This window comes from Ilumatobacter sp. (assembly GCF_041688325.1).
Classification (GTDB): domain Bacteria; phylum Actinomycetota; class Acidimicrobiia; order Acidimicrobiales; family Ilumatobacteraceae; genus Ilumatobacter_A.
In genome coordinates, this window is sequence record NZ_JBDNIJ010000129.1 from 1 (window position 1) to 12,075 (window position 12,075).

Here is a 12,075-nt window from a genome sequence, read left to right on the forward strand (position 1 = left end):
CGGCACCGGCAGCTTGCAGCGGGTTCGGGATGTCGGTCACCTCAACGCCAGGGGCCTCGGCAAGGAGTTCGTAGGCGCGCTCAACCGAGATGGGGTTGGCGAACTCGAGGTTGAGCGACAGCGAATGCCCGGTGAATACCGGAACGCGCACGCACGTGCCAGATACGAGGAGGTTCGGAATGTCGAGGATTTTGCGCGACTCATTGCGCAGCTTCTGCTCTTCGTCGGTTTCGAACCGGCCATCGTCGACGATCGAGCCGCACAGTGGCACGGCGTTGAACGCGATCGTGCGCGCAAATTTCTCAGGCGCCGAGAAGGCGATGGCGGAACCGTCATGTGTGAGTGCTGCGCCGTTGCCGCCGGCTTCGGCGACCTGCTTTGCGAGCTCGTCAACGCCAGCGAGTCCGGAACCGGAAGTGGCCTGGTAGGTGGCGGCGATGATGCGCGTCAGGCCCGCCTCGTCGTGCAGTGGCTTGAGGACCGGCATGGCGGCCATCGTGGTGCAGTTGGGGTTGGCGATGATGCCCTTGGGCGGGTTGTGGGCTAGGTGTCCGTTGACTTCGGGAACGATCAGCGGAACGTCGGGGTCCATACGGAATGCCGACGAGTTGTCGATGACGATCACGCCGGCCGCAGTGAACTTGTCGGCGTAGGCGCGAGACGACGCGGCGCCTGCGGAAAAGAGTGCGATGTCGAGGCCTGAGGGGTCAGCGATCTCGGCATCTTCGACGACGATCTCCTCGCCCTTCCACGGCAGCGTGGTGCCAGCGGACCGGGCCGACGCAAAATACCGCATCTCGGTGACCGGGAAGTTTCGCTCTTCGAGCAGGCGTCGCATGACGCTGCCAACTTGACCTGTTGCTCCGACCACTCCAACGCGCATAGCGAAAAGCCTAACGGCCGGCCATCCGCTCGCCCCGCCTGGTTTCGCGACAGTTTCTGGTGACGAATGCGCCGCTGCTGGTGGCCTTCATTGGCAGAAGCTGAGTCGTAGCGACAGAGCAAGGTGGAGAATCGTCGATGGTTCTGGCACAATCACGTGGATGGCTCGTCGACCGCGACTCGTTCCCTGGAGGGCCGCTGGCCTGGTCTCTGAGCGGCAGGTGAGCGGTGACGACGTCGTGCGGAGTACTGGATGGGTCTTCAACAACCAGAAAGGTCCCGGCCTCACACTCGAAGAGTTCGTGGCCACCGGTGACGCCGAAGTCGGGTCGTACCTGACGGTCTTCGGCCTTCGTTCGCCCGACCTCGACAAGCAGAGTCTCGTTGAGATCGGCTGCGGCATCGGCCGGATGACTTGCGCATTTACCCGCGAGGTCGGCCATGTCACGGCGTGCGACCTCGACGCCGGATTCCTCGAACGGTGCTTCGAGACCGTCGGCCGCTTCGGCAAGGTCGACCGTCTGCGCACCAGCCGCGTCACCGACGGCAAAACGCTTGATCTGCCGCCGAACTCGGCCGACATCACCTTCAGCTACATCACGTTCCAGCACTGTGATCCTGACGATGCACTCGAGCTCACTTCGGAAGCCGTTCGGATCACCAAGCCTGGCGGCAAGGTCGTTCTGAATTACCGGGCCCGCGGGCGTGGCGATGCCGTGTTAATTCCGATGAGCAAGGTGGTGCGCGGATTGTTCAGCGTGCCAAAGCTCGGCGACTGGCTGTCACAGAAGCGCATCATTGCGCGTATTGGATGGCAGGCCAACCGGCTGAACCCTGACGAAATCATCGGCCCACTCGCCCCGCTGTTCAGTAGCGTCGAGGTCTGGCGCAATCCGAAGTCGAACTTCGCCGGGCGTGGAGCGATCACGCAGAGTTTTATCGGCGTCAACCCACATCACTACTGGGTTATTGCCACGGTTCGATAGATAGTGAGCACAATGGTTTGATGGTGACGTCGAGCGGGAATAATCGAAACTGTGATCGATATTTCTGACAGCCAGTTCTCAAATCTGCGCAAGTGGAATCTCGGCCTCACGCTGCTGCACGCAGCGCAGGCCGCGATCATTCTGGTGCTCGCTGGCGATTTCGCAATCACCTTCACCTCTGCCACTCCAGACGGGCCGCCCGGGACGCGGGTGCCGCAGGGCGAAGGCATCTTCGACCTACCGATTGGCATTGCGGTCGCGGTATTCCTCGCACTCGCTGCGTTTGACCACCTGCTGACGGCAACGGTGGCGAAGCAGCCATACGAGGCCGACCTACGCCGCGGCATCAATCGGTTCCGCTGGGTCGAGTATTCGATGAGCGCGACGCTCATGGTCGTCCTGATCGCCTCGTACTCGGGCATTACCGAGATGACTGCTGTCTTTGCCATCATCGGCGCCAACGTCTCGATGATTCTGTTCGGTTGGCTGCAGGAGAAGTTCAACCCGCCGAGCCGCACCGAGACGACGATGCTGCCGTTCTGGTTCGGAACGTTTGCTGGGCTCGCCCCGTGGGCAGGCATTGCTTTCAATACGGTACGTGCCGACGAGGTGCCGGGGTTCGTCTACGGAATCATCGTTGCGCAGTCGATCTTCTTTTTCAGCTTCGGTCTCAACCAGTGGCTGCAGTACCGCAAGATTGGCAAGTGGACCAGCTACATCTTCGGTGAGAAGACCTATCTCGTGCTGAGCCTTGTGGCGAAGTCGGTGCTTGCCTGGCAGATCTTCGGCGGGTCGCTCGCTCCGACCGAATAGTTGCGAAAGGGGCCTGACCCCATGCGTAACTATTTGCGTTCGGGCAGGGGTGCGCTGTAATCGGCGCCGGAGTCGAGACCGAATGCGGTGTGCAGGGCGATCGCTGCTCGTTCCATGTCGGCCGACGGGATGATGATTGATACCCGAATCGTCGACGTGGAGATCATCTGAATGTTGACGCCCTCGTCGGCGAGCACGCGAAACATTTTCGCCGCGACGCCCGGAGACGACTTCATGCCGGCACCGACGAGTGACACCTTGGCGATGTCGTCGTCGTGGGTGACCTTGGTGGCGCCGATCTGTTCGGCGACCTTTTGCACAATCGATTTGGCCTCTGCCAAGTCGGCCATCGGCATCGTGAAGCTGATGTCAGTCGTGCCTTCGGTCGACGTGTTTTGCACGATCATGTCGACGTTGACGTTCGCTTCGGCGAGCGGCTCGAACAACGCAGCAGACACGCCGGGCTGATCGGGCACGCCAAGTACGGTGATTTTGGCTTCGGTCATGTCGGTGACGACACCGGAGATGATGGGATCTTCCACTGAGGGCTCCTCGTTGCTGACCAGTGTTCCCTGCTCCCAAGTGAAAGCAGAACGCACATGAAGTGGGACGTCGTGATTGCGTGCGAATTCGACCGATCGCATGGCGAGCACCTTGGAGCCGGCGCCGGCCATTTCGAGCATTTCGTCGAAGTGCACTTTGGCGAGCTTGCGAGCCTGGGGCACGATGCGCGGGTCGGCGGTGAACACGCCGGTGACATCGGTGTAGATCTCGCATGCGTCGGCGCCGAGTGCCTGAGCGAGTGCAGAAGCGGTGAGGTCGGAGGCGCCACGACCCATCGTGGTGATTTCCTTGTCGGTGCTGACGCCCTGGAAGCCAGCGATGACCGCCACCTTCCCCTCGGCGATCGCGGCACGAACGCGGTCGCCCCTGACTTCGATGATTTTGGCCTTGCGATGCGCGGTATCGGTGATGATGCCAACTTGGCTGCCCGTGTAGCTGACAGCGTCGATACCACGATCAGCGAGAGCCATGGAGAGCAGTGCTGCGGTTTGGCGTTCGCCCGTGGTCAGGAGCATGTCCATTTCGCGACCCGACTGGTTCTTTGAGACCGAGTTGGCGAGTGCGATCAGGTGGTCGGTTGCTTTGCCCATCGCCGAGACGACCACGACGACGTCGTTGCCTCGGCGCTTGGTGAGCGCAACGTTTTCGGCGACCGCACGAATGCGATCAGGATCGGCAACCGACGTGCCGCCATATTTCTGAACGATCAGTGCCACGAGAATGAGATGCTACTGGAGGCCCGGTGGCCGTCGAGCCTCAAATTATCAATTACGCCCCTTTGACGACGTGTTCGACGACGGTGAACGACATGAGTTCGGCGCCTTGGGCGACTGGCTTGCGGGCCTGCTCGCCGTCAGGTGTGGTGTTGCCGTCGGCCTGACCGGTGCCGTGACCCTTCGCAAAGTCTTGGCTGTCCATCCATGCCTGGAAGTTCTCCTCAGATGCCCAGCGGGTGTACACGAAGTAGCGGTTTTCACCGCTTTCCTGGTCGGGGGTTGGCCGCAGCAGTTGGAAGTCTTCGAAACCTTCGAATGCCTCGACCATCTTGGCTCGACCGGCGAACCGGCCTTCGAGCTGCGGGCCCATGCCCTCGGGAATGGTGATGGCATTGATCTTGACGACGCTCATCTCGCCAGCATGCCCGATCAGGAGGCGGTTGTGCCGTCTCCAGCGGTCATTTCGGCGAGCTCAGCGAGATGCAGGAGAGCGTCATGCACGTCAACGAAGCGCGTCGTGAGCGGAGACATGCCAAGCCGCAGAATGTCTGGATCGCGCTGATCGACAATGACCCCACGAGCTTCGAGTTCGCGGTGGATGCGGACGGCATCGGTGTGGCGAATGGCCACGTGTCCGCCGCGCCGAGCGGCGTCTCTTGGCGAGGCGACTGTCAGGCCCAAGGCGTCGGCAACCGCGATCCCATACTGCGTGATTGCTTGCGCCTTCGCAGCGATTGCCCCGATGCCTGCCTCGATTGTCGTGGCGATGCCGCTCCGTGCAGCAGTGAGGCCGAGTATGCCGGGGGTCCCGTGGAGTAGGCGTCCGATACCGGGCCTCGGGTCGAATGCGTTGTCCATTGCGAACTGGTCGGTCTGACCAAACCAACCCCAGATCGGTTGGGTTATGTCGTGATGGAGGTGCGGCGCGACGTAGGTGAACCCCGGTGCTCCGGGGCCGCCGTTGAGGAACTTGTAGGTGCAGCCGACGGCCAGGTCAACATCGAGTGCTGGCAGATCGAGATCGAGCACACCAACCGCGTGCGACAGATCCCACACGGTGATCGCGCCGGCATCGTTGGCCCGTTTCGTCTCCGCTGCGACGTCGCAGATTTCGGCGCTGCGGTAATCGACCATCGAACGAATGACGACGCCGACGCCGTCGAGGTTGTCGAGCCCGGAACGCACTGCACCGTTGCGGAGCCGAGCCACGCCTTCCGCTGCGTACCGATCGGTCGGGAACTCGCTCGGGGCGAAGGCGAGTACCGGTGGCCGTGGGCCCCCTCGGGCTGCGGGAAGGTCGAGTGCGACGTTCAGCAGCTGGAAGATGCCGACGGTCGTGGAGTCGTGCACTGCGACGGTTCCCTCAGCGGCACCGAGCAACGAGGCCAACTCGTTGCCGATCGTGAGCGGCAGGTCGAGCCAGTCGTTCTCCCACCAACTCGTGATCAAGTCGCCCGCCCATTGTTCTTCGATGACTCGGCGCATTGCGTCGATCGTTGCGATGGGCGTCATTCCGAGCGAGTTGCCGTCGAGGTAGATGAGTCCTGGGTTGCGAAGTACAAACCGTTCGCGCCACTCAGCGAGCACGTCGGCGGCATCGAGCTGCTCGGCGACGGAACGATCAGGCGCGTGACCGGTGCTGTGATCCGTGTCGTGGTTGGTGGACGGTAGGTCGGGGGAGGCCATCAGTGGGACGGCAGATCAGTGGGACGGCAGACGGCTGGAGAGCACGCCATCAGCTTCGAGTCGGTCGAGCGCATCGCTGTCGAGGCCGAGCAGTTCGGCCAAGACCTCGCGGTTGTCTTCGCCTCGGTATTTCGGAATGCCGCTGACGCCGACGTCGGGTGCGCCGCTGAACTTCCACGGTGCGTTGGGGATGTTGATGGTTCCGCCGTTGCGATCGTCAACATGCACGGTGGCCGAACGCTCGACGGCCCATTCGGTGTCAGCGAGTGCGCCGGGTTGTCGAACCTGACCCGTTGCGAGACCGTGATCGGCGAAGTGCTGCTCGAAGCTCGCAGCGTCAGGAATTGTCAGGGCGAATTCGAGGAGCAGTGAGCGCAGTTCGTCGTAGTGCTCGACGCGGGCAGCCACGGTGACGAAGCGTGGGTCGTCGGCCAATTCAGGTTGCCCCATCGCAGCGATGAACAGATCGAAGCTGCCGCGTTCTGCGGGATGGCCGCTGACGATGTACGACTCTCCGGACCCGATCTGCATGACGAGGTAGTCGCCAGGACGGAAGCTTCGGATTACTTCGGGGCTCACCTCGTCGGTCCACAGCGCGTCGTGCAGATGTTCGTTGACGTACAGCATCGTCTCGGCCATCGACACGTCGATCGTTTGGCCGGTACCGGTGTGTTCGCGCTGGAACAGTGCGGCGAGGATTGCCGTGCACATCTCGATGCCGGTGTAAACGTCGGCGTGGCTGTGCGGATCTTTCGCGTAGGCGCCGCCGCGCGCGTTGCCCTGCGACGCGACGATGCCACTCTCGGCTTCGACCACCGGTGCGTAGGCCCGGCGATGGACCCACGGGCCGGTCTGCCCGTAGCCGGAGATTGACGCATAGATGAGCCTTGGGTTGCGGCCGTGGACGATGTCGGCGCCGAGGCCGAGCCGATCCATGACGCCCGGCCGATAGTTCTCGATCAGTACGTCGGCGTGTTCGACAAGGTCGAGCAGCAAGGCCGACCCGACTGCACTGCCGAGATCGATACTCAAGTTGCGTTTGCCCGTATTCTGTTGGACGAAATAGCTCGACAGGCCGTTGCGGCGCGGCGATGAGAACCGAGTGAGGTCGCCTGCCGGCGGTTCGATCTTAATGATGTCGGCTCCGAGGTCGCACAGCATGCGCGTGCAGTGCGGGCCAGACAGCACGCGCGTCAGGTCAAGCACCCTGATGCCGGAGAGTGGTGAGCGAGACGACGTTGCGGGCACGACCCCATCGTGGCCGATGGCGGACGATGCGAGCGAAGCCGCGCCGTGACGTGACGTGACGCACACCCGACTGGCCACCGAGAGCGCTACTATAGATGCCTGCTCCGATCGAAATTCCGATCGGTGAGCGCTTTCGGATTGTGTCTTCTGTTCCGGCCAAGCGCTGTAACTAACAGAATTGACACAAGAGAGAATCCCCGATGACTATGACTTACGTCGCGCCACGTGCGCTCGACGAAGCAACACCGACCCCGTTTGACCAGCTCGGCTTGCCGAGCTCGATCGTCAAACTTCTGCACAGCCAGGGCAAGTACGACGCATTCCCGATCCAGGCAGCAGTCATTCCCGACGCGATGTCCGGTCGCGACGTTGCTGGCCGTGCGCCGACCGGCTCCGGCAAGACCCTTGGCTTTGGCCTGCCGCTCGTGGCTGGCCTGCGTGACGCCAAGGCCCGCCGCCCGGTCGCACTCGTGCTCGCTCCGACCCGCGAGCTCGCCGAGCAGATCATGGCTGAGCTCAGCCCGTTCTGCCAGGCCGCAGGCCACTGGGCTACGTCGATTTACGGCGGTGTCGGCTACGGCAACCAGCGCAAGGCGCTCGACCGCGGCACTGAGCTCGTCGTCGCCTGCCCGGGCCGCCTTGAAGACCTCATCCAGATGGGCGCCATCAACTTGGCCGACGTCAGCACGGTCGTGATCGACGAAGCAGATCAGATGGCCGACATGGGCTTTCTGCCCTCAGTGCGTCGCATTGTCGGCCAGACTGCAGCTCGCCGCCAAGTGCTGCTGTTCTCAGCCACGCTCGACGGCCCCGTCGCCAAGCTCGTTGCCGACTTCCAGAACAACCCGGTGCGGCACGAAGTGGGTCCGAAGGGCCCCGACATGAGTCTCGCCGATCACAAGTTCTGGCTCGTCCAGCGCGAACAGCGCCAGCAGGTGTGTGCCGACGTGATCACCAAGATGGGTTCGACCATCGTGTTCACCCGGACCCGCCACGGCGCCGATCGCCTTGCGAAGCAGCTCGACAAACTTGGCGTGAAGGCCGAACCAATCCACGGTGGCCGCAGCCAGGGCCAGCGCGATCGTGCGCTTGCCGCATTTAAGCAAGGCAAGGCCGCTGCACTGATTGCCACCGACGTCGCTGCACGCGGTATCCACGTCAACGGCGTGAACTGCGTCATCCACTACGACCCGCCGGCCGAGAACTCCACGTACGTGCACCGTTCGGGCCGTACCGCCCGCGCTGGTGAGTCCGGCACGGTTGTCTCGCTGCTCGAAGGTGGCCAGAAGAAGGACGCCAGCAAGCTGCAGCGTGCGATCGGGCTCAACGAGCCAGTGACCGGCCCCGACGTCGATCTGCTGATCGACCCGCCGATTTCCATGCGTCGCGAAGAGGCCCCGGCGGCTCGCAAAGAGCGTCCGTTACGTGACGATCGAGGATCGAGCGACGACCGCCAGCCTGAGTCCAAGGTCGCAGCAAAGCGCGAGCGCAAGCGCGACGACCGCTTCGAGACCGAACGCCCCGAGCAGGCCGATTTGCCGGCTCCCGACATGTCGATCGGTGATGGCACTGTAAAATTCTTCAACGGCGGCCGTGGTTATGGCTTCATCGTTCCCGATGCCGGTGGCAAGGACCTGTTCGTCCACTTCTCGAACATCGTGAAGGGTGCGAGCCGTCGCAACGACGGGAACCGCTCAGAAGGCGCCGACCGCGACTTTTTGACCCTCGACAACAACCAGCGCGTCTCGTTTGATGTGCGTGACGGCAAGAACGGCCCCGAAGCATTCGACGTAACTGTCGCCTGATTCGACCGGTCTGACTGACCCATATTTCCGTTGAGTAGGCATTACGGTTTTCCTGCCCGACGTCCTTCTGCTGCGAATCGTCTCATGACCCCCCGATCAACACATCGAACCCCCAAGCGTCGCGCGTCGCAGCGCGTTGAAGCGACGAACCGTTTGCCGCTGATGATCGCTGTTGCGTTGATTGCCGGCATCTTGGGAATTGGGTTCTTCGGGGGTCAAGGCGATTCGTCGCCGACCTCGCAGGCAGTTGCGCCGAACGACGCATTTGTGCCCTTGCTGGTTGACGGTCAGACGACGACCACCTATCCAGCTCCTGTCACTCAAGCGCCTGACGCGACACCTGACCTGCCAGCCGTCGGCCGCACGCTCCGTCAGGGGCTCGCGGGCGACGACGTCAAGATGTTGCAGGAACGGCTCGTGGGCCTGGGGTTCGACCCGGGCCCTGCCGACGGCATCTATGGCCTACTGACCACGCAAGCGGTCTGGGCATTCGAGAAGCTTGTGCTCGGGACACCGCGCGCCGAGGCGACCGGCGTGATCTCACCCGAATCCTGGGAAACCCTGCGCCGCGATGTCACGATCACACCACGCCGTTCGACCAACGGTCAGGCCGATCACACCGAGGTGTACCTGCCCGAACAGGTGCTGATCGTGTTCCACAAGGACAAGCCGGCACTTATCTCGCACATTTCGTCCGGCCAGCTGACCGCTGACGGCAAGCCGCAGGAGTACTGCGAAACCGCCACCTACGACACCGATGCGCAAGGCCGCGAGCTTGAGGAGCCGGTCACCAAGCAGGTCTGTGCGCTGGCCAAGACCCCGGGTGGTGTCTTCAAGTACCGCCGCCAGGTCGAAGGTAAGCGCGTGAGCCCGCTCGGCGGGATGTGGAACCCGGTCTACTTCAACTTCGGCATCGCTGTACACGGTGCAGAGAACGTGCCGCTCGAGCCTGCATCGCACGGCTGCGTCCGCCTGCCGATGCATATTTCGGATTACTTCCAGAGCAAGGTCAGCATCGGCGACCGGATCCTGGTCTGGGACGGCATCAAGGAACCCGAGCAGCAGACCGAGCGCGATTCGCTGCCGTCGTTCGACTACGCCGACCCGAACGCCACGACGACCACCAGCAGCACGACCACCACGACTGTGCCGGTCGCGACGCAAACCCCGACCACCACGACGGTCAAGCCGACCACGACTACGACCACCACAACAACAACCACCACGTCGACGACCAGCAGCACGACCACGACGACAACTCCGTAACTGTCACACCGAGGTCTGCTCGGCGTGACAGTACGGAGTTGGCTATTGGGTCGGAGCGAGTTTGCGGAGGGCTGCTGCGGTGTACATCGAGATGCCGGTGTGCATTGCTGATTCTTCGAAGTACACGCGGTTCGAGTGGTTCGGTGCGGCCGTAGCGAGGTTCTTGTCGTGTGGTGTGCCGCCGAGGAACGCCATTGCGCCCGGTAGTTCGTTCAACACGTAGCTGAAATCCTCGGCACCCATGACGGGGTTTGGGAGGCGGACCACACTGCTTGGCCCGGCCACCTCGCGTGCCAAGTCGAGCGTGAACTCAGCGAACTTGTCGTCGTTGGTCGTGACCGGATAGCCGTAGATGATCTCGACGTTGCCGTCGCAGCCGTGTGCTGCGGCGATGTTTTCGGCAACCCGCTTGATGCCGTCGTGCACAAGTGCCCGGGTTCGTTCGCTGACCGCACGGATGGTGCCTTCGATATGAGCCGTCTCAGGGATCACGTTGTTTGTTGTGCCTGCGGTGATGCGACCAACGGTCACGACCGACGGGTCGAACACGTTGACCGATCGTGTGATCATGGTCTGCAGTGCAGTGACGATCTCGCACGCAACTGGGATGGGGTCGACGGCGCGGTACGGCTCGCTGGCGTGGCCGCCCTTGCCCGTGATGATGATGTGCATTGTGTCGGCAGATGCCATGACTGGGCCGCCTCGCGTGCTGATCCAACCAGATGGCAAGGCCGCTGTCATGTGGAGCGCGAATGCCGACTCGACGGCCGATGTAGAACCGTCGGAGAGCGCCCCGACATCGAGGAGCCCCTCATCGAGCATGAACTGTGCGCCGTGGTGGCCCTCTTCTCCCGGCTGGAACATGAACAGCACACGGCCAGCGAACTCGTTGCGGCGTTCCGACAGGAGCTTCGCCGCGCCGACGAGCATGGCGGTGTGCGTGTCATGGCCGCACGCATGCATTGCGCCGTCGATTCGGGATGCGAAGTCGAACCCCGTATCTTCGGGCATTTCGAGCGCATCCATGTCGCCGCGGAGCAACATGGTCGGCCCGGGCGAACTGCCTTCAAGCGTTGCAGCGATGCCGCTGGTCGATTCGTGGAGCGTGACATCGAGTGGCAGGCCTTCGAGCGCCGTCAGTACAGTCTGACGCGTAATCGGCAGATCGTTGCCGAGTTCTGGCCACTGGTGCAGTTTGCGACGCAGAGCGATCGTTGCGTCCATCACGTCGTGGGCGTGCGTACGCACCGACGCTGCCAACTGATCGGTTTCCTGGTTGTCGCTCGGATCGGCCATGGATCGACGGTACCGCAGATCGTTTCTTCCGGATTCGTTGGATCCGGCCCCACTGTGGCGGTGAGCGGCCACTCCGGTCGGCTCACAAGCACAGAAACGAGTACCTCATGACGATGTACGGAGCGAACCCCGAACAGCTGAGCAATCTTGGCACGAGCCTGACCCGCCAGATCGAGTCGATCAATCAGGTGATGACCACGGTCGACGGCGTCATCAACGGCACAACCTGGCAAGGTCCTGCCCGTGATCGGTTCGTCGAGGATTGGAACACATCATTCAAATCGGCGCTTGGCAAGCTGAATGATGCATTTGGCATGGCCGGCAAAGACTGCACGGCGCGAGCTGATGAACTGCGTCGCGTGATGGGCGTTGGCTGACCGATCTGACCGCCCTCTGGGTCAGCGGGCGTCCGGTCGAATAGTCTTCATTCAGTGACGACCGAGCGCGACCCTCTCGCAGGTGTTCATCCCTTGGTGCTCGCAGCCAAACCGCTCGTCGACGCGGTCGGTGCTGCGTTCATCAATGTCGACCACGCCGAGCCGAGTGACGTCCCGCTGGTCTGGGAAGGCGTGACCGTCGCCGCGGTGCGGCTTCCGCCGCTGCACGGGGCGCTCGACCGGCTGATCGATGCCGTTGAAACCGAACTCGGCGACACGCTGCCGATGCTGTCGCGAGAGGGGAAACAGCGGGCGATCCGCATCCTTGACGAACGCGGCGCGTTCATTTTGCGGCGTGCTGTCGAAGATGTTGCCGACGCCATGGGTGTCAGTCGGATCACCGTCTACAACTACCTCAACGCGATCCACCGCTGAC

At 62.7% G+C, this 12,075-nt stretch carries 12 protein-coding genes; 6 read left to right on the forward strand and 6 right to left on the reverse strand.

Annotation, left to right across the window (positions count from 1 at the left end):
* On the reverse strand, window positions 1-883 hold an 883-nt coding region (locus ACH2EI_RS08660; RefSeq protein WP_395159731.1), incomplete at its 3' end, for an aspartate-semialdehyde dehydrogenase.
* 160 nt (window positions 884-1,043) lie between these two features.
* Between ACH2EI_RS08660 and ACH2EI_RS08665 the strand changes: the two genes are divergently transcribed.
* Together ACH2EI_RS08665 and heR are read left to right on the forward strand one after the other, a co-directional pair.
* Entirely contained in the window at window positions 1,044-1,868 is an 825-nt protein-coding gene (locus ACH2EI_RS08665; protein ID WP_395159733.1) for a class I SAM-dependent methyltransferase, read from the forward strand.
* Window positions 1,869-1,919: 51 nt separating this feature from the next.
* Window positions 1,920-2,681 carry a heliorhodopsin HeR gene (gene heR, locus ACH2EI_RS08670; RefSeq protein ID WP_395159735.1) on the forward strand — a complete coding sequence of 254 codons (762 nt, stop codon included), beginning with the start codon at window positions 1,920-1,922 and terminating at the stop codon, window positions 2,679-2,681.
* A gap of 29 nt (window positions 2,682-2,710) precedes the next feature.
* Here heR and ACH2EI_RS08675 read toward each other — a convergent pair whose 3' ends face one another.
* From ACH2EI_RS08675 to ACH2EI_RS08690, 4 genes are read right to left on the reverse strand one after another with little or no spacing between them, the layout of a single operon-like run.
* The gene (locus ACH2EI_RS08675) at window positions 2,711-3,961 is read right to left on the reverse strand and encodes an aspartate kinase (protein WP_395155175.1); all 1,251 of its coding nucleotides are present in this window, start codon (window positions 3,959-3,961) and stop codon (window positions 2,711-2,713) included.
* Window positions 3,962-4,013: 52 nt separating this feature from the next.
* Window positions 4,014-4,373 carry an antibiotic biosynthesis monooxygenase family protein gene (locus ACH2EI_RS08680; RefSeq protein WP_395159737.1) on the reverse strand — a complete coding sequence of 120 codons (360 nt, stop codon included), beginning with the start codon at window positions 4,371-4,373 and terminating at the stop codon, window positions 4,014-4,016.
* 17 nt (window positions 4,374-4,390) lie between these two features.
* Complete coding sequence (locus tag ACH2EI_RS08685; RefSeq protein WP_395155177.1) at window positions 4,391-5,647, reverse strand: aminotransferase class V-fold PLP-dependent enzyme; 1,257 nt, start codon at window positions 5,645-5,647, stop codon at window positions 4,391-4,393.
* Between the two features lie 15 nt (window positions 5,648-5,662).
* Entirely contained in the window at window positions 5,663-6,895 is a 1,233-nt protein-coding gene (locus ACH2EI_RS08690) for a CaiB/BaiF CoA transferase family protein (RefSeq protein WP_395155178.1), read from the reverse strand.
* A gap of 200 nt (window positions 6,896-7,095) precedes the next feature.
* Here ACH2EI_RS08690 and ACH2EI_RS08695 point away from each other — a divergent pair, with 200 nt between their 5' ends.
* Together ACH2EI_RS08695 and ACH2EI_RS08700 are read left to right on the forward strand one after the other, a co-directional pair.
* Entirely contained in the window at window positions 7,096-8,700 is a 1,605-nt protein-coding gene (locus tag ACH2EI_RS08695; protein WP_395155179.1) for a DEAD/DEAH box helicase, read from the forward strand.
* A 162-nt stretch (window positions 8,701-8,862) separates the two neighbouring features.
* Window positions 8,863-9,966: a L,D-transpeptidase family protein gene (locus tag ACH2EI_RS08700; RefSeq protein WP_395155180.1), complete on the forward strand. Its 1,104-nt coding sequence runs from the start codon at window positions 8,863-8,865 to the stop codon at window positions 9,964-9,966.
* Between the two features lie 42 nt (window positions 9,967-10,008).
* On the opposite strand, the gene ACH2EI_RS08705 is transcribed toward ACH2EI_RS08700, so the two are convergent.
* The gene (locus ACH2EI_RS08705; protein WP_395155181.1) at window positions 10,009-11,262 is read right to left on the reverse strand and encodes a M20 family metallopeptidase; all 1,254 of its coding nucleotides are present in this window, start codon (window positions 11,260-11,262) and stop codon (window positions 10,009-10,011) included.
* Between the two features lie 107 nt (window positions 11,263-11,369).
* Here ACH2EI_RS08705 and ACH2EI_RS08710 point away from each other — a divergent pair, with 107 nt between their 5' ends.
* Together ACH2EI_RS08710 and ACH2EI_RS08715 are read left to right on the forward strand one after the other, a co-directional pair.
* Window positions 11,370-11,639, forward strand: a complete 270-nt coding sequence (locus tag ACH2EI_RS08710; protein ID WP_395155182.1) for a WXG100 family type VII secretion target — start codon at window positions 11,370-11,372, stop codon at window positions 11,637-11,639.
* A 54-nt stretch (window positions 11,640-11,693) separates the two neighbouring features.
* Window positions 11,694-12,074: a helix-turn-helix domain-containing protein gene (locus tag ACH2EI_RS08715; protein WP_395155183.1), complete on the forward strand. Its 381-nt coding sequence runs from the start codon at window positions 11,694-11,696 to the stop codon at window positions 12,072-12,074.
* Window position 12,075 lies beyond the last annotated feature (1 nt).